Source organism: Paenibacillus sp. FSL R7-0204, assembly GCF_038002225.1.
GTDB lineage: Bacteria > Bacillota > Bacilli > Paenibacillales > Paenibacillaceae > Paenibacillus_AQ.
Genome location: NZ_JBBOCA010000001.1, coordinates 186,766 through 205,095 on the forward strand (window position 1 = coordinate 186,766; position 18,330 = coordinate 205,095).

11 protein-coding genes and 2 rRNA genes are annotated in these 18,330 nt (G+C 50.3%); 3 read left to right on the top strand and 10 right to left on the bottom strand.

All coding sequences use genetic code 11. The features are described from left to right. Positions 1–65: 65 nt before the first annotated feature. From MKX42_RS00945 to gyrA, 4 genes are all read right to left on the bottom strand, one after another. A 23S ribosomal RNA gene (locus MKX42_RS00945) occupies positions 66–2,992 on the bottom strand. A gap of 297 nt (positions 2,993–3,289) precedes the next feature. Next, positions 3,290–4,850: ribosomal RNA gene (locus tag MKX42_RS00950) — 16S ribosomal RNA — on the bottom strand. Together the 16S and 23S rRNA genes form the textbook arrangement of a ribosomal RNA operon. 445 nt (positions 4,851–5,295) lie before the next feature. After that, the gene (locus tag MKX42_RS00955) at positions 5,296–6,396 is read right to left on the bottom strand and encodes an HD-GYP domain-containing protein (RefSeq protein ID WP_340750502.1); all 1,101 of its coding nucleotides are present in this window, start codon (positions 6,394–6,396) and stop codon (positions 5,296–5,298) included. A 158-nt stretch (positions 6,397–6,554) separates the two neighbouring features. Beyond that, positions 6,555–9,101, bottom strand: coding sequence for a DNA gyrase subunit A (gene gyrA, locus MKX42_RS00960; protein WP_340750504.1), 2,547 nt, complete (start codon positions 9,099–9,101; stop codon positions 6,555–6,557). Positions 9,102–9,396: 295 nt separating this feature from the next. Here gyrA and MKX42_RS00965 point away from each other — a divergent pair, with 295 nt between their 5' ends. Then, entirely contained in the window at positions 9,397–10,284 is an 888-nt protein-coding gene (locus MKX42_RS00965; protein WP_340750506.1) for a YheC/YheD family protein, read from the top strand. A gap of 98 nt (positions 10,285–10,382) precedes the next feature. Here MKX42_RS00965 and gyrB read toward each other — a convergent pair whose 3' ends face one another. The 6 genes from gyrB to dnaA all read right to left on the bottom strand — a co-directional run bounded on the left by gyrB (position 10,383) and on the right by dnaA (position 16,707). Then, a complete protein-coding gene (gene gyrB / locus MKX42_RS00970; protein ID WP_209879303.1) occupies positions 10,383–12,293 on the bottom strand; it encodes a DNA topoisomerase (ATP-hydrolyzing) subunit B in 1,911 nt (636 codons plus the stop codon). Between the two features lie 45 nt (positions 12,294–12,338). Further along, on the bottom strand, positions 12,339–12,587 hold the full coding sequence (remB, locus tag MKX42_RS00975) for an extracellular matrix regulator RemB (RefSeq protein ID WP_036728071.1): 249 nt from the start codon (positions 12,585–12,587) through the stop codon (positions 12,339–12,341). 16 nt (positions 12,588–12,603) lie between these two features. After that, positions 12,604–13,722: a DNA replication/repair protein RecF gene (gene recF / locus MKX42_RS00980; protein WP_036728069.1), complete on the bottom strand. Its 1,119-nt coding sequence runs from the start codon at positions 13,720–13,722 to the stop codon at positions 12,604–12,606. Between the two features lie 20 nt (positions 13,723–13,742). After that, positions 13,743–13,973 (bottom strand): S4 domain-containing protein YaaA, encoded by a 231-nt coding sequence (yaaA, locus tag MKX42_RS00985; protein ID WP_036699885.1) that lies wholly within the window; start codon positions 13,971–13,973, stop codon positions 13,743–13,745. 48 nt (positions 13,974–14,021) lie between these two features. Beyond that, positions 14,022–15,164, bottom strand: a complete 1,143-nt coding sequence (gene dnaN, locus MKX42_RS00990; RefSeq protein ID WP_036728067.1) for a DNA polymerase III subunit beta — start codon at positions 15,162–15,164, stop codon at positions 14,022–14,024. A 196-nt stretch (positions 15,165–15,360) separates the two neighbouring features. Beyond that, the gene (gene dnaA / locus MKX42_RS00995; protein WP_340750508.1) at positions 15,361–16,707 is read right to left on the bottom strand and encodes a chromosomal replication initiator protein DnaA; all 1,347 of its coding nucleotides are present in this window, start codon (positions 16,705–16,707) and stop codon (positions 15,361–15,363) included. Between the two features lie 750 nt (positions 16,708–17,457). On the opposite strand from dnaA, the gene rpmH reads away from it, so the two are divergent. Further along, positions 17,458–17,592 (top strand): 50S ribosomal protein L34, encoded by a 135-nt coding sequence (gene rpmH, locus MKX42_RS01000; RefSeq protein ID WP_039295761.1) that lies wholly within the window; start codon positions 17,458–17,460, stop codon positions 17,590–17,592. 382 nt (positions 17,593–17,974) lie between these two features. After that, positions 17,975–18,325 carry a ribonuclease P protein component gene (gene rnpA, locus MKX42_RS01005; protein ID WP_036699878.1) on the top strand — a complete coding sequence of 117 codons (351 nt, stop codon included), beginning with the start codon at positions 17,975–17,977 and terminating at the stop codon, positions 18,323–18,325. Positions 18,326–18,330 lie beyond the last annotated feature (5 nt).

The following is an 18,330-nucleotide window of genomic DNA, read 5'->3' on the forward strand; positions in this document are numbered from 1 at the left end:
AGCGTAAATGCTTCAGGAAATTGATTCCTGAAAACTGAATCCGAAACGAATCTGCGTTGTAGATTTTGGATAAGCCCTCGACCGATTAGTATTGGTCAGCTCCATGCATTGCTGCACTTCCACCTCCAACCTATCTACCTCGTCGTCTTCAAGGGGTCTTACATACTGGGAAATCTCATCTTGAGGGGGGCTTCACGCTTAGATGCTTTCAGCGCTTATCCCGTCCGTACGTAGCTACTCAGCCATGCTCCTGGCGGAACAACTGATGCACCAGCGGTACGTCCATCCCGGTCCTCTCGTACTAAGGACAGCTCCTCTCAAATTTCCTGCGCCCACGACAGATAGGGACCGAACTGTCTCACGACGTTCTGAACCCAGCTCGCGTACCGCTTTAATGGGCGAACAGCCCAACCCTTGGGACCTACTTCAGCCCCAGGATGCGATGAGCCGACATCGAGGTGCCAAACCTCCCCGTCGATGTGGACTCTTGGGGGAGATAAGCCTGTTATCCCCAGGGTAGCTTTTATCCGTTGAGCGATGGCCCTTCCATGCGGTACCACCGGATCACTAAGTCCGACTTTCGTCCCTGCTCGACTTGTAGGTCTCGCAGTCAAGCTCCCTTATGCCTTTGCACTCTGCGAATGATTTCCAACCATTCTGAGGGAACCTTTGAACGCCTCCGTTACTCTTTAGGAGGCGACCGCCCCAGTCAAACTGCCCGCCTGACACGGTCCCCGTACCCGATGAGGGCACTAGGTTAGAACCTAGATACGATCAGGGTGGTATCCCAACGGCGCCTCCGCAGAAGCTTGCGCTCCTGCCTCTACGGCTCCCACCTATCCTGTACAGATCGTACCCAAATTCAATATCAAGCTGCAGTAAAGCTCCATGGGGTCTTTCCGTCTTGTCGCGGGTAACCTGCATCTTCACAGGTATTAAAATTTCACCGGATCTCTCGTTGAGACAGCGCCCAAGTCGTTACGCCATTCGTGCGGGTCAGAATTTACCTGACAAGGAATTTCGCTACCTTAGGACCGTTATAGTTACGGCCGCCGTTTACTGGGGCTTCGGTTCACAGCTTCGGATTGCTCCTAACCGCTCCCCTTAACCTTCCAGCACCGGGCAGGCGTCAGCCCGTATACTTCGCCTTGCGGCTTCGCACAGACCTGTGTTTTTGCTAAACAGTCGCTTGGGCCTTTTCACTGCGGCCCCCTCGGGCTATTCACCCTACCGAGGCACCCCTTCTCCCGAAGTTACGGGGTCATTTTGCCGAGTTCCTTAACGAGAGTTCTTCCGCGCGCCTTAGAATTCTCTTCTCGCCTACCTGTGTCGGTTTGCGGTACGGGCACCTTCTCCTGACTAGAGGCTTTTCTTGGCAGTGTGAGATCATGACCTTCGCTACTGTAATTTTCGCTCCCCATCACAGCCCAGCCTGTGCGGTGTGCGGATTTGCCTACACACCAGCCTCACTGCTTAGACGGACATCCATCAGTCCGCGTCACTACCCTCCTGCGTCACCCCATCGCTCATAGCGGATTACGGTGGTACAGTAATTTCAAACTGTTGTCCTTCGACTACGCCTTTCGGCCTCGCCTTAGGTCCCGACTTACCCTGAGCGGACGAGCCTTCCTCAGGAAACCTTGGGCTTTCGGCGGATCAGATTCTCACTGATCTTTTCGTTACTCATACCGGCATTCTCACTTGTATGCTGTCCAGCGCTCCTTACGGTACACCTTCAACCCACATACAACGCTCCCCTACCCCAGATGCAAAGCATCTAGCCATAGCTTCGGTGGTGTGTTTAGCCCCGTTACATTTTCGGCGCAGAGTCACTCGACCAGTGAGCTATTACGCACTCTTTCAATGGTGGCTGCTTCTAAGCCAACATCCTGGTTGTCTGTGCAACTCCACATCCTTTCCCACTTAACACACACTTGGGGACCTTAGCTGATGGTCTGGGCTGTTTCCCTTTTGACAATGGATCTTAGCACTCACTGTCTGACTCCCGGCAAGAAGTTAATGGCATTCGGAGTTTGACTGAGCTTGGTAACCCTTGCGGGCCCCGCACCCAATCAGTGCTCTACCTCCACCACTCCATTCACCGAGGCTAGCCCTAAAGCTATTTCGGGGAGAACCAGCTATCTCCGAGTTCGATTGGAATTTCTCCGCTACCCCCACCTCATCCCCGCATTTTTCAACATGCGTGGGTTCGGGCCTCCAGTGCGTGTTACCGCACCTTCACCCTGGACAGGGGTAGATCACACGGTTTCGGGTCTACGTCCACATACTTAGTCGCCCTATTCAGACTCGCTTTCGCTGCGGCTCCGGCTTCTCACCTTAACCTTGCATGTTAAACGTAACTCGCCGGTTCATTCTACAAAAGGCACGCCATCACCCATAAAGAGGGCTCTGACTTTTTGTAAGCACACGGTTTCAGGTTCTATTTCACTCCCCTTCCGGGGTGCTTTTCACCTTTCCCTCACGGTACTGTTTCACTATCGGTCGCCAGGTAGTATTTAGCCTTAGCAGATGGTCCTGCTGGATTCATACGGGGTTTCACGTGCCCCGCACTACTCGGGATCCGTCTCGGAGAGAACACAGTTTAGGCTACAGGGCTTTTACCTCTATCGCGGGCCTTTCCAGACCTCTTCGCCTACCATATTCCTTTGTAACTCCATGTGAGACGTCCCACAACCCCAAGAGGCAAGCCCCTTGGTTTAGGCTGTTCCGCGTTCGCTCGCCGCTACTGACGGAATCACTATTGTTTTCTCTTCCTCAGGGTACTTAGATGTTTCAGTTCCCCTGGTCTGCCTCTGCGTATCCTATGTATTCAGATACGAGTAACTGCGAATTACCACAGCTGGGTTTCCCCATTCGGACACCCCCGGATCAAAGCTTGCTTACAGCTCCCCGAGGCAGTTTCGTTGTTCGCCACGTCCTTCGTCGGCTCCTGGCGCCTAGGCATCCTCCGTGTGCTCTTAATAGCTTAACCAACGTTCCGGTGTTTTGCTTGTTTGCACAATCAAAAACCTTCACTTAGCATCACTAAAATATTGAAACTTGTTTACACAAGTTCAGCTTAAAGGAATGTTCTAAAACGCAAATTCGTTTCGGTATCCAGTTTTCAAGGATCAAGTTGCTGTAAGTTCGGGTCGATCACAACAGTGACGATCGAAGTTACAGCCGGTTGAGAGTTTGAGCTCTCAAAACTGACCAACGAGTGAGTAACTAGCCGACAGGCTAGATTTAAGATTTGAATGTCTTCATTGCAGAAGACGATTCTCCATAGAAAGGAGGTGATCCAGCCGCACCTTCCGATACGGCTACCTTGTTACGACTTCACCCCAATCATCTACCCCACCTTCGGCGGCTGGCTCCCTTGCGGGTTACCCCACCGACTTCGGGTGTTGTAAACTCTCGTGGTGTGACGGGCGGTGTGTACAAGACCCGGGAACGTATTCACCGCGGCATGCTGATCCGCGATTACTAGCAATTCCGACTTCATGCAGGCGAGTTGCAGCCTGCAATCCGAACTGAGACCGGCTTTGCTGGGATTGGCTCCACCTCGCGGCTTCGCTTCCCGTTGTACCGGCCATTGTAGTACGTGTGTAGCCCAGGTCATAAGGGGCATGATGATTTGACGTCATCCCCACCTTCCTCCGGTTTGTCACCGGCAGTCACTCTAGAGTGCCCAGCTTCACCTGCTGGCAACTAAAGTCAAGGGTTGCGCTCGTTGCGGGACTTAACCCAACATCTCACGACACGAGCTGACGACAACCATGCACCACCTGTCTCAACTTTCCCCGAAGGGCACCTGATGCATCTCTGCTTCGTTAGTTGGATGTCAAGACCTGGTAAGGTTCTTCGCGTTGCTTCGAATTAAACCACATACTCCACTGCTTGTGCGGGTCCCCGTCAATTCCTTTGAGTTTCAGTCTTGCGACCGTACTCCCCAGGCGGAGTGCTTACTGTGTTAACTTCGGCACCAAGGGTATCGAAACCCCTAACACCTAGCACTCATCGTTTACGGCGTGGACTACCAGGGTATCTAATCCTGTTTGCTCCCCACGCTTTCGCGCCTCAGCGTCAGTTACAGCCCAGAAAGTCGCCTTCGCCACTGGTGTTCCTCCACATATCTACGCATTTCACCGCTACACGTGGAATTCCACTTTCCTCTTCTGTACTCAAGTCACCCAGTTTCCAGTGCGACCTCAGGTTGAGCCCAAGGTTTAAACACCAGACTTAAATAACCGCCTGCGCGCGCTTTACGCCCAATAATTCCGGACAACGCTTGCCCCCTACGTATTACCGCGGCTGCTGGCACGTAGTTAGCCGGGGCTTTCTTCTCAGGTACCGTCACTCCGGCAGCAGTTACTCTACCGGACGTTCTTCCCTGGCAACAGAGCTTTACGATCCGAAAACCTTCATCACTCACGCGGCATTGCTCCGTCAGGCTTGCGCCCATTGCGGAAGATTCCCTACTGCTGCCTCCCGTAGGAGTCTGGGCCGTGTCTCAGTCCCAGTGTGGCCGTTCACCCTCTCAGGTCGGCTACGCATCGTCGCCTTGGTGGGCCGTTACCCCACCAACTAGCTAATGCGCCGCAGGCCCATCCCCAAGCAGCAGATTGCTCCGCCTTTCATTCTCTCCTCAGGAGAAAAAAGAAATTATCCGGTATTAGCTACCGTTTCCGGTAGTTATCCCAGGCTTGAGGGCAGGTTGCCTACGTGTTACTCACCCGTCCGCCGCTAAATCTGAAAGGAAGCAAGCTTCCTCTCAGACTCCGCTCGACTTGCATGTATTAGGCATGCCGCCAGCGTTCGTCCTGAGCCAGGATCAAACTCTCCAATTAGGACGCTTACGAAGTAAGCGTCACCTGCAATCTCTTCGGTCCAGCTCAGCTGAGCGGACGAAGAGATTGCAGTATAGAAAGAGCGATTGCTCATTTTGAAACATCTGACGAGAATTGTTACATTCTCTAATTTGGATCTCACCGAAGTGATTTCCAGGTACTCACTCGTTGTTCAGTTTTCAAAGATCAAGCTCGTCGTCAACGCCGCTCACCGCGTCACCAGCAACTCTTATAATATAACACATCCAACCGATCAATGCAAGCTCTTTTTTCAACTTCTTTTTCGAGCCAGCCGTTGATGTTTCGCGGCCAGAAATAGAATATATCATGGATAGACAATCATTGCAAGCTTTTATTTCAAATTTATTATCTAAAGCTACGCTTTCCCTAACCAGTCATACTCCGGCAAGCAAGTTAGCATAGCTCTACTCCTCTGTCCGCATGCTTAAGCAATAATCTCCTGAATATGTAACTCCCGTTCATTGATCAGATTAACGATGTTTCCTTCAACCTGAACCATGGGTCTTGTCGGGTTGTTACGGTCGGTAAAGATGATTTCCCCGTGGCGCCCATCGCTGAGCCGTATCCTTGTACCGTTATACAAGTCCGTCGTCTTTTGAATGAAGGTCTGTACGATCACCGGGTCGAGCTTTCCGAAGCTCTCCTTCTGCAGTTGCTCCAGTACCAGATAAGGCGACTGTGCCTTTCTATAGGCTTTTCCCAGCGTCATGGCATGGAAGATATCGGCGACTGCCACAATCTTGGCGTAGAAATGAATCTGGCTGCCATCCAGCCTAAGCGGATACCCGGAACCGTCTATCTTCTCATGGTGCTGCAACGCTGCTAGTCTAACCCCTTCGTTAATGGCTGTAACATTGCGGAGCAGCTGATAACCGTATGTAGTGTGTCTGCGTACCTCGTCAATCTCTGCACCGCTTAGAGGGGTTGGCTTCTGCAGCAGCGCTTCGTCAACCTTAATGTTACCTATATCGTGCAGCAAGCCGGCAAAAGCAGCCTGCATCCAGTCCTTCTGCGGATATCCGCACCACTGGGCAATTCGATAGGAGGTCAGGGCAGACAAAACAGCATTATGATAGTTATATTCCTGGTCAAATAGCACACGCGGCGCAAACTTTAAGACATGGTAATCCTTCAAATGGGTAATCAGCAGCTCCAGCTGACTCCGCAGTTCGAAGATCGGAAGGGCCGCTGCGGCCGCTGCACGGTAGCTTTGCTTGATGAGCACCAGCATTTTCTCATACTCATCGTGAAGCGGAGAATTACTCTTGGCCAGCACCGACTCATTAATCAGAGCACCCGTCTTGGCCGCTTGCTGCTTCACTGCTGGTTTAGCGCTCTCTGCCGGTTTGTCTTCCCCATGAGCCCCTTCAATCTCGACCTGTCCGATCAAAAAAGCCTGCAAAATCTCAATATCCCGGGGGAGAATAATCTTCCCCTTCCCGAACAATACTCCTCCTAAAGGAGTAATTACATCCTTTATAATCTTTGAACCCGCTTTAATCTCTCCAACGGATATGTTTGGCATTAGCCTAAGCCCCTTTATGTCGGTGACACCTGTAATTCTCTAATTATAGTATGGAACACGGGAAGCGGCTAGATAGAGAATTCCCCGTTCATCAGTTGATAGGGTATAAAAAAAGCATGGATTTCTATTCATCAGAAATCCATGCTCTCCTGCAATCCTTATTCTAGGCTGTCGTCTTCGTCCACCGCATCCGCTTCAGGCTGGCTAGCTTCAATCTCGCCATCGCCTTCTACCAGAGCTCCTTGAATGTCTTCGCCGTCCTCATGCTCAGACAGCTCTTCATCCTCTTTGTCCGCTCTGCACAGTGTAGCTACAGCATCATCCTCTCGGATGTTTATCAGCTTAACGCCCTGCGCATAACGGCCCATGGTGGATATTCCGTCCATACTGGTACGGATCAGGGTACCGCTGGTCGTAATAATCATAAGGTCCTCGTCCTGCTTGACGACCTTCAGCCCGACAACCGGTCCGTTCTTATCCGTAAGGTTAATGGTCTTGATACCTTTACCGCCGCGGGTCTGGGACCGGTAGTCAGCAGCAGGTGTCCGCTTACCATAGCCCTTGGTGGTTACGATCAGCACCTCAAGCTCCTGATCTACGCAGTCCATGCCAATAACATGGTCATTGGAATCAAGCGTGATCCCCTTAACCCCGGTAGCGCTGCGGCCCATGGAACGCACATCGTTCTCCGAGAAGGTAATCGACATTCCGCGGGCAGTACCGATAATCAGATTCTGCTCACCGTCCGTCAGCTTCACCTCAATCAGTGAATCCTCCTCACGGAGATTGATTGCAATCAAACCACCCTTACGGATGTTGTTGTAATCTTCCAGAGGCGTCTTCTTCACAATTCCCTCGCGGGTAGCGAAGAACAGATATTTGTCACTGTCCGCTTCCTCCACCTGGATGACCGCACTGATCTTCTCGCCCTGCTCGATTTGAATCAGGTTGATGATCGGCGTTCCCCGGGCAGTCCGTCCAAGCTCAGGAATCTCATAGGCCTTAATCCGGTACACCTTACCCTTATCAGTGAAGAACATCAGGTAGTTATGGGAGTTACTCACGAAGAGATGCTCCACAAAGTCCTGGTCCTTGGTGTCCATCCCGATGACACCGCGTCCGCCGCGCTTCTGGCTGCGGTAGGTGTTGACCGGAAGACGTTTGATGTAACCGGTGTGGGTAATCGTGATAACAACCTCTTCACGCGGAATCAGATCCTCGTCAAGGATGCTTTCTTCCCCAACGGTAATTTCTGTACGGCGGTCATCGGAGTACTTATCCCGGATCTCCTGCAGTTCATTGCTGATAATATCCAGCACGAGATGCTCATTGGCCAGAATCTCACGGTATTCGGCAATTTTGGCCAAAAGCTCGTTATATTCGTTCTCGATCTTCTCGCGTTCCAGACCGGTCAGGCGCTGCATCCGCATATCGAGGATCGCCTGGGCTTGCTCTACGCTCAGACTGAAGGTCTCCATCAGACCTTCCCGGGCAATGTCGGTTGTGCGTGAAGCGCGGATCAGAGCAATGACCTCATCCAGATGATCCAGGGCAATACGCAAACCTTCCAGAATATGCGCCCGTGCTTCCGCCTTCTTAAGGTCGAAGATCGTCCGGCGGCGGATAACTTCGATCTGATGCTGCAGATAGTGATACAGCACATCGCGCAGATTCAGAATCTTCGGTTCATTGTTGACAATAGCCAGCATGTTGATCCCGAAGGTGGACTGCATGGAAGTATGCTTGTAGAGATTGTTAAGTACAACGCTAGGATTTACATCCCTTCTCATTTCAACCACTACGCGCATTCCGTTACGGTCAGACTCATCACGCAGATCCGTAATACCCTCGATGCGCTTCTCGCGAACCAGCTCCGCGATCTTCTCCACGAGCCGGGCCTTGTTGACCTGGTAAGGAAGCTCATGCACAATAATCCGGGCCTTGCCGTTATTCTCTTCAATGACCGCTTTCGCGCGCATGGTAACCGATCCGCGTCCAGTGCGGTAGGCCTGACGGATACCTTCACGGCCCAAAATATATCCAGCCGTCGGGAAATCCGGGCCTTGAATATATTCCATAAGCTCCATAGGCGTAATATCAGGATTCTTGATCATCGCCTGCACACCGTCAATAACCTCACCGAGATTATGCGGAGGAATGTTGGTTGCCATCCCCACCGCAATCCCGCCTACACCATTGACCAGCAGATTGGGATAACGCGCAGGCAAGACTACAGGCTCGTTCTCTTCACCGTCATAGTTGGGCGCGAAGTCAACGGTCTCCTTGTTCAGGTCACGGAGCATTTCTCCAGCGATTTTGGACAAACGTGCTTCTGTATAACGCATTGCAGCCGCCATATCTCCGTCTATGGAACCGAAGTTACCATGACCGTCTACAAGCATATAGCGCATGGAGAAGTCCTGTGCCATACGTACCATTGTTTCATAGACTGCTGAGTCACCGTGAGGGTGATACTTACCGATAACCTCACCGACGATTCTAGCTGACTTCTTATGTGGCTTATCCGAGGACATACCAAGTTCCGACATCGCAAACAAAATGCGTCGGTGAACAGGCTTAAGTCCATCCCGCACATCCGGCAAAGCCCGGCTTACAATGATGCTCATTGCGTAATCCATAAAGGATTCGCGCATTTCAACGCCAATGTCCCGATCTTTGACTTGCGGGTTATTTTGTTCAGCCATGAGTTGGTGGACCTCCTTCAGTTAAAAACCGCTACCCTATATTATATTACTTTCACAAAACCAGCACAATTAAACATGATAGCCTGTTATCGTCTATATTGATTTTCTTTTAGTACGGATAAGGGTATACGCCCTCTCCGCTGCTGTCTTCAGTACATAGACTGTAGAGACAAGAGAATTGGCTTTATGTCCCTGTTTTCGTCCCAAATAGCATAATCTCATATCCTTATATTATAACATTTTTTTGTTGGCTTGTCCTGAAAATTCGCTATGCGTAAAGAAACGGAGGCAGAACATGAAGATTCAACGCGTGTCCAGCAAATGGGCAAAAACGAAAGTCATTCTGCAAAACCGTCAGCTCTCGGTCTATATTCCGGAAACGCGCAAATACGGCCTGGAGGATCTGAAAGAAATGCTGCATCTGCACGGCATGGTATATATAAAGCCCGACCGCGGCACCTATGGCAGCGGGGTAATGAGAGCCGAGCAGAGGATGGTACACTTAAGTCCCAGCGGGCAGCAGCCGGAGAGCCGTGAACCGGAGACAGCAGCTGCGGACAGTGAAGCAGAAGTGCCGGCAGAGCCGAAGCTGATGTATGTTCTCAGGTATACGAAGGACGCCGAGGTCTTTAATAGCCCCGAAGAGCTTCATGCCGCACTGGTACCACGGATTAAAGACCGCAGCTATCTGGTCCAGCAGGGCATTGATCTGCTGCAGCATCAGGACCGTCCCTTCGACCTGCGGGTGCTTACCCAGAAGAATCCCCAGGGCAGTTGGGAGACTACTGGCATGCTTGGCCGGGTCGCCGCACCGCAGAAGGTAATCACGAATTATCACAGCGGCGGCAGTGTTTTTCCGGTAGATACCCTGTTCAAGGAGCATATGAACTCTGACGAAATGTCTGCGACGACCCGGCAGCTCAAATCTCTGGGCGTCCGAATCGGCGCGCAGCTCGAAACGGCTTATCCAGGCCTTAAGGAGCTGGGGCTTGATGTAGCGATGGACCGGCATCATGATCTGTGGCTGCTTGAAGTAAATACCTTACCCTCCATCATTGTCTTCAAATTGTTCCCGAACAAAGCAATTTACCGCAAAATCCACCGTTATGCTGTGGCCTATGGACGGTTGAAGCCTAACCGGAAGTCCGTAAACAGCCGCCGCAAGCGAATATCGAACAACTAGCTCTATGTATTCAAGTGGCAGGCTATATACCCTTTGTATTACTAAAAAACCTCCGGCTTCATCCGCAAGGGATAATCCGGAGGTTCGCTATGTGCTGCTTAAATATCCAGGTTCTTAACCGATTGGGCATGCTCCTGAATAAATTCGCGGCGCGGTTCGACATTGTCACCCATCAGGGTATCAAAGATGCTGTCCGCCAGCATGGCGTCCTCAATGGTCACCTGCAGCATGGTGCGGCTCTCAGGGTCCATCGTCGTGTCCCACAGCTGAGCGGCGTTCATCTCACCCAGACCTTTGTAGCGCTGAACATTAACCTTCACGTTCTCACCGAAAGCAGCAATGATCTCATCGCGCTCCTTCTCGGTCTGTGCATAGCGCACAACTTTGTTGCGCTCGATCTTGAAGAGCGGCGGCTGGGCGATATAGATATACCCTGCGTCAACAATCTTCCGCATGTAGCGGTAGAAGAAGGTCAGCAGCAGTGTTCGGATATGTGCGCCGTCGACGTCCGCATCCGTCATAATAACAACCTTGTGATAACGCGCCTTCGAGAGGTCGAAATCATCGCTAATCCCGGTTCCGAGTGCGGTGATAATCGCCCGGATTTCCGCATTGGACAAGATCCGGTCCAGCCGGGCCTTCTCGACGTTCAGAATCTTACCGCGCAGCGGCAGGATCGCCTGAAAATGACGGTCCCGGCCTTGCTTGGCTGATCCACCCGCCGAGTCACCTTCGACGATGTACAGCTCACTGATCGACGCATCCTTGGAGGAGCAGTCCGCCAGCTTACCCGGCAGGGCGCTGACTTCAAGCGCACTTTTGCGGCGGGTCAGCTCACGGGCCTTTTTGGCCGCTTCACGGGCACGGGAAGCCTGCAATGACTTCTCCAGCACCTTGCGTGAGACGGCAGGATTCTCTTCCAGGAACTCCTGCAGCTTCTCGCCGAACAGCGATTCTACAATCCCGCGGACTTCACTGTTGCCGAGCTTGGTCTTGGTTTGGCCTTCGAACTGCGGCTCAGGGATTTTGACGGAAATAATCGCCGTCAGACCTTCGCGGACATCATCACCGGTCAGATTCTGGCTGCTATCCTTGATCACACCGGCCTTGCGTGCGTAATCATTAATGATCCGCGTCAAAGCGCTCTTGAAGCCGGATTCATGCGTTCCGCCCTCGTGGGTATTGATATTGTTGGCGAATGAATAGATATTCTCTGTATATGAATCGTTATATTGGAGAGCTACTTCAACCGCGATCATATCCCGTGAGCCTTCCACGTAGATCGGATCCTCATGAAGAGCTTCTTTTTTCTCGTTAAGGTATTTCACATACTCCACAATACCGCCTTCATACTTGAACGTATTGTTGACTCCGGTCCGTTCATCCAGCAGTGACAGCTCAATGCCCTTGTTCAGGAAGGCCAGCTCTCGGATACGGGTAAGGAGCGTGGAGTATTCAAAAGTAGTGGTTTCGGTAAAAATATCCGGGTCCGGGTGGAAGGTGGTGGTGGTCCCCGTCTCCTCTGTATCCCCGATCACTCTGATGTCATATTGCGGCACGCCGCGGTTGTACTCCTGCTGGTAGACATGCCCGTCACGCTTGACGGTCACTACTACCTTCTCGGACAAAGCGTTAACCACAGAGATCCCCACGCCGTGAAGACCGCCGGACACCTTGTAGCCCCCGCCGCCGAACTTACCGCCTGCATGCAGGACAGTCATGACCACTTCAAGCGTGGACTTCTTCAGCTTGACGTTCTCACCGACAGGAATTCCCCGCCCGTTGTCAATAACAGTCACACTGTTATTCTCAGTAATTATGACTTGAATCCGGTCGCAAAAACCTGCCAGCGCCTCATCGATACTATTATCGACAACTTCCCAGACCAAATGATGCAGACCTTTGGAGCTGGTGGAGCCAATGTACATGCCGGGACGTTTCCGAACTGCTTCCAGCCCTTCCAGTACCTGAATCTGGCTCTCATCATATGTCGGTTGATTCATTGACATGCCTTCACCTACTTCTTTCAGATTATCTCTTGTAACTTACGAAACCTATATTTCTAACAAGATCTTGGCTCTTTTTTTGAGAGTGGAGGAGGAGATCGGGGAGTAGTAGACAGTATTCCTGGTCACGACAATAGACTTCGCTTCCTCTTCACCAATGCGTTCCAGCTTCTTATCCTGCTGGGAATGAGTCATAAACTGCTTCGATACCTTGGAGGACTTCTCAATCGATATATCAAATATAGCAATCAGCTCTGAGGATCGAATAATTTTTTCTCCGCCCAAATGAATATACATGGTCTTCCTCCGCTCTTTATAACCCCACTTTGCCGCCATGAACATGATACAGGATTGCACCCTTTAGTTTATCAGCGTTCAGTCCCTCAACACCGGTGGCAGTGATGAAGGTCTGCACCTTGCTCTGAAAGGTTTCGATAAGCTGGGTCTGACGATAGGGATCAAGTTCGGACAAAACATCATCAAGAAGCAGCACAGGATATTCTCCGATCTCCTCATGGATCAGTTCAATTTCCGCCAGCTTGAGCGATAAAGCTGCCGTACGTTGCTGCCCTTGGGAACCGTAGACCTGAGCTTCTCTTCCGTTGATAAAAAAGGACAGGTCATCCCGATGGGGACCCGTCAGCGTCATGCCGCGTCTGATTTCCTGATCTCTTGTTTGTGATAACTTTAACATAAATTTGTCCAATAAGACAGCTTCATCTTCCTCTTCACGCTCACCAAAGGAGGGGACATAGAGCAGCTTGAGCTCTTCTCCGCCGTTTGTGATGCCCCGGTGGATGCTTTCTGCCCATATCTGCAGCTTCTTTATGAATTGTTTCCTTTTTTTGACGATTTTAACACCATGTTCTACAAGTTGGGCATCCCAGATGTCCAGAAGCTCCCGGCCGCCAGCCTCCTTGCCCCATAACTGCTTCAGCAGATTGCCCCGCTGGAGGAGGATTTTCTGATACTGCTGCAGATGAAACAGGTAGCTCGGCTGAACCTGGCCAATCTCCATGTCAAGGAACCGGCGCCGGATGCCCGGGGTGCCTTTAACAATCTCCAGATCCTCCGGGGCAAACATCACCACGTTCAGCGAGCCTACGAATTCACTGAGCCGCCGCTGCTCCAGTCCGTTAATTCTAGCCTTCTTGCCCTGCGGGGACAGGGTCAGCTCCAGCTTAAGATCCCCGTATTTGCGCTCTACTTCAGCAACAATCTGCGCGGAGCCCGCCGGAGCATCGAAGGAGATCAGCTCCTTGTCCTTGGAGGTCCGGTGGCTTTTGGTCATCGCGAGGACAAACAAAGCCTCCATGAGATTGGTTTTGCCCTGGGCGTTCTGTCCGAGAATGAGATTCACATCGCCCAGATGCTCAAGACGCAGCAGCCCATAGTTGCGGTAATCCTGCAGTCCGATATTTTTGACAAACAAAAGCCTGTTCCTCCTTAGGGTTACTCCTCCTTGACTCCGCCGCCCTCAACTTCAAAGACGCCGTTATCCTGTACCTCGATTGTATCACCCGGGTAGAGCTTCCGGCCACGCCGTTCTTCTACCTCACCGTTCACCTGCACATGCCCTTCCTGCAGCAGTGCCTTAGCCATCCCCCCTGTGGATACACAATCGGAGAGCTTCAGGAATTGGTCGAGCTTAATATATCCACTGTGGATAACTATTTTTTTCATGATTTTTTATCCTTTCAGCCACTTATCCACATGTTGATGAACAGGGCGTTAATTAGTTGTCCGGTATGGCAAAATCACATACAGGCTGCGGCTCTCGTCGAGCGGTCTGAGAATAATCGGGCTCATCATACCGGTGAAGGCGATCACGAGCTGCTCACTCTCCACCACCTTCAGTACATCGAGCATATATTTGGAGTTGAACGAGATGCGCAGCGGCTCGCCTTTGAAATCGATGACTTCCAGCTCTTCACGGACCTTCCCTAGCTCGGAGGAGCTGGAGGAGATCTCCACATCGCCGTTTTCCAGGGTCTGCATCCGGACGATGTTTGTTTTTTCTTCACGGGACAGCAAATAAGCGCGGTCAATCGATTCGCTTAATTTTTTTGTGTCCAAGGTTAGTTCTGTTTTGTAGGTGGTTGGAATAATTCTAGAAGTATCCGGATAAATGCCATCCAGAATCCGCGAATAGAATAACACTTTGTCGATTTTGAACAGCACCTGGTTATCGGCGACGACAATATCCACCAGCATATTCTGATCAGGGATAATTTTGCTCAGCTCGTTCAGCGTTTTGCCGGCAATGACAATATTCGCGAACTGGATATTCTCTGTACCTTCCAGGTGTGCAGCTCTGGTTGCAAGCCGGTGGCGGTCGGTAGCCGTGAACTTGAATTCATTGTCGGCCAGATTCCACAGAATGCCTGTCAGGATTGGTGTGGTCTCTTGGGTGGAGATGGAGAAAGCGGTCTGCTTAATCATATTCTTCAGCAAATCACCGGGCATGGAGATGGTTTCATTCTCTTCAATGCTTGGCAGAACAGGGAATTCTTCAGGATCGAGGCCCACAATCTGAATCTCCGTAGAGCCGGAGGAGATGTAGGTCTGGAAGCCTTCCTTGACTTCCATGTGAATTTCTTTGGAGGGAAGCTTCTTGATAATCTCAACGAAAAATTTGGCGGGAAGCACCACGCTACCCGGCTGCTCTACCTTGACGATCGTCTGGCTGTCATTCTCGGCGGGGATAAAGGACTGAATGGAAATATCCGTATCGCTTGCAGTCAGCGTAACGCCCTGATGGCTAACCTCAAACTTAATACCGGTCAGAATAGGGATAGTTGTTCTGCTGGAGATTGCCTTGGAGACATGGCCGATAGATTCGTTAAGTTCATTTTTGAGAATGCTGATTTTCATGATTTCACTCCTAGCTGAAAAATTGGGAAATGTGTGTACGTAAATGCTCTTTGAAACCTGCTCTTAGAAGATGAATTATTATAGTTATTTAATAGTATTAGTAGTAGGGGCTCCGTTTATGTGGATAAGTCGCTAAACAGCATAAAATTAAGCCTACCCACATGTGTATAGATTGTGTATAGGCTCTTTGTTCCTCTTAGGAAGGATTTTTAATTTTCTCCGCAAGATTATTTACCACTTTATAGAGCTCCTGGTCTACCTTTAATTGCTGCGTAATCTTCTCATGGGCATGGATAACGGTCGTATGGTCGCGTCCTCCGAAGGCCTCGCCGATCTTAGGAAGCGAATAATCCGTCAGCTCACGGGAGAGATACATGGCAATCTGCCTTGGAAAAGCCACAGCCTTCGTGCGTTTCCGCGCTTTGAAGTCCTCCATGCGTAAATTGTAGTATTCACCGACTTTTTGCTGAATATCATTAATAGTGATCATCTTCGGACGGCTCGAAGGGATGATATCCTTCAGCGCTTCGGCTGCCAGATGTGTCGTCACATCCTGGTTCGTCAGGGAAGAATAAGCCACTACACGGATCAGCGCGCCTTCAAGCTCCCGGATATTCGTGTCGATCTGGTTGGCGATGTACATCATGGCTTCGTTCGGGATATCCAGGTTCTCCGCCTTTGCCTTCTTGCGTAGAATGGCAATCCGCGTCTCAAGATCAGGGGGCTGGATATCTGTAATCAGTCCCCATTCGAACCGGGAACGCAGCCGTTCCTCCAGAGTAGGAATTTCCTTGGGAGGGCGGTCGCTGGAGATGATAATTTGCTTGCGTTCTTCATGAAGAGCATTGAACGTATGGAAAAATTCCTCCTGCGTTGACTCCTTGCCGGCCAGGAATTGGATGTCGTCAATCAGCAAAATGTCAACATTGCGGTACTTGTTGCGGAAGCTTTCGCCGCGGTTATCACGGATGGAGTTGATGAATTCATTCGTGAACTTCTCAGAGGAGATGTAAATCACCTTGTTGTTGGGGTTATGCTCCAGCACATAATGGCCGATCGCATGCATCAGGTGAGTCTTTCCGAGACCAACGCCTCCATACAGAAACAGAGGGTTATAAGCTTTGGCCGGCGCTTCGGCTACAGCAAGAGAGGCTGCATGCGCAAAACGGTTGCCTGAACCGATCACGAACGTGTCGAAGGTGTATTTGGGATTGAGCAAATGTGTCTGAGCCTCTTCGCGCGAAACAACGGGAGTAGGCGCACTTTGCTGAACCATAGGCTCAGAGGGCTTGTTCTCCTCAATGACAAATTTGACTTCCACCTGCTGTCCGGTAACTTCATATACCGTTGCTCCTACCAGTTTGGTATAGCGACTTTCCAGCCATTCAACGGCAAAAGTTGTAGGCGCCGAGATGATAAGAGCCTGGGAATTGAACGTCATGGCCTTGGTGGCCTTGAACCAGGTATCAAAGCTCGGCTTGCTTAGTTTGCTTTGAATAATCGATAATATTTGCTGCCATAATTCGGAAGTATGGCTGTCCACAGACTGTCACTCCTTTAAATCTTCCAAATGTGGCATCAGCCATGAAGTGGAAATGTCGAAGAAAATGGGTTGGTGCTGAATCTTATCCCCAGTATGCAACTTCAAGAGACAAAAAAATATGGATAAATTTGAATTGTTCACAACTTTATCCACAGCTTGTTGATAATTTATTGAACAAACAAATCTATTCACATTCAAAAGTAATACCATCATAGCAAAACGCCCCTTGTTTTTCAATGAGCGAAGCTATTTTATCCACAAATTCAATCACTTGTGTATAATTTTTAGGCACACCACTACATATTGTTGATAATTTGTTTACCGTTCGACAGTTTCCGCGACTGCGCCAATTTTTTTATACACAGGTTGTGCTCACCTGTGAGCAAAATACGCCCGGAATTAATCACAGGTGGATAACTGGACAAGCCTGTGGATTATTATTTTGAATGTGTTCCTTTGTGGATAAGCGGTTAGAGTTAGAATCAGAGAAGAGGCGGGGAACGCTGGGGATAAGATTCCGGCTTCCGGCCTGATTCAAGGAAACGAGGGCTTCCCTTAAAAAGAGGGAGAAAGGGACAAGGTTGACTTTTGGCGCATTTATGTGTTTAAATATATAAAGGTGTTTTCTGTGAGGATATGTCTCCAAATTAAATTGATAATACTTGTAGATACTGTCCCTACTTTAAGGACGGCTTAGTCCGTTTCTGCTTATATGACAGTAATTATGTTCCTGTAAGGGAGGTGCAATACATGAGACCGACGTTCAGACCAAATGTGAGCAAACGCAAAAAGGTGCATGGTTTCCGCAAAAGAATGAGCACGAAAAACGGCCGCAAAGTGCTGGCAGCCCGCCGCTTGAAAGGCAGAAAAGTTTTGAGTGCGTAAGATAGGCCACTTTGGGACCACTGCTGTGGTCCTTTTTTACGCTTTATTTGCAGAATGCATCAGCTGTTTTTATTTCTCTTCTATATATAGCGCAGAATATGGGATGACGCTCAGCGAGCGGATAATCAGGTATTACTTCTGCTGCGGCAACAATAAATGATAGGCTCTGCAGGGGATGTTAACGCTACTGCGGGGCTTTTTTTAAAGATATAAGAATTCAAAATCATTTGAGTGTAGCTTCCACAAGCTGTCTATGTTTGTCGGCAGGGGATCTCCAGGGCCGCCGCGGTAACTGTTTATGGTCTCCCTTGAATGACAATACTAATTAGAAGATGAAATTCCGGAGCCTGGAGCAATTCCGGTATTTGAATAGGAGATTTCCGTGCACAAAAGTTTACGATTACGAAACCGTGCCGACTTCAGCCGCGTATACCGCCATGGGAAGTCATTTGCGAATCATCAGTATGTGGTGTATTGGTTCCCCAGAAGAGAAGTGGAACGATTCCGGGTGGGCATATCCGTCAGCAAGAAGGTCGGTAATGCCGTTGTCCGCAACCGGATGAGAAGACTGGTCAAGGAGATTGTCCGTCACCACGAGGCGGAAATTGCCGGCAATCTGGATATCGTTTTCATTGTCAGAAAAGGAGCGCTCTCCAAGGATTACGCCGAGCTGGAGAAAAGCGTGCTGCATGTGCTGCGCAAAGCCAAGCTGCTCAAGGCTTTACGCAAGTAAAAGAG

Excerpts from the sequence above, each read along its gene's own strand:
- MKX42_RS00955 (WP_340750502.1), bottom strand. The coding sequence starts at position 6,396 with ATGCCAAACATATCCGTTGGAGAGATTAAAGCGGGTTCAAAGATTATA.
- gyrA (WP_340750504.1), bottom strand. The coding sequence starts at position 9,101 with ATGGCTGAACAAAATAACCCGCAAGTCAAAGATCGGGACATTGGCGTT.
- MKX42_RS00965 (WP_340750506.1), top strand. The coding sequence starts at position 9,397 with ATGAAGATTCAACGCGTGTCCAGCAAATGGGCAAAAACGAAAGTCATT.
- gyrB (WP_209879303.1), bottom strand. The coding sequence starts at position 12,293 with ATGTCAATGAATCAACCGACATATGATGAGAGCCAGATTCAGGTACTG.
- remB (WP_036728071.1), bottom strand. The coding sequence starts at position 12,587 with ATGTATATTCATTTGGGCGGAGAAAAAATTATTCGATCCTCAGAGCTG.
- yaaA (WP_036699885.1), bottom strand. The coding sequence starts at position 13,973 with ATGAAAAAAATAGTTATCCACAGTGGATATATTAAGCTCGACCAATTC.
- dnaN (WP_036728067.1), bottom strand. The coding sequence starts at position 15,164 with ATGAAAATCAGCATTCTCAAAAATGAACTTAACGAATCTATCGGCCAT.
- rpmH (WP_039295761.1), top strand. The coding sequence starts at position 17,458 with ATGAGACCGACGTTCAGACCAAATGTGAGCAAACGCAAAAAGGTGCAT.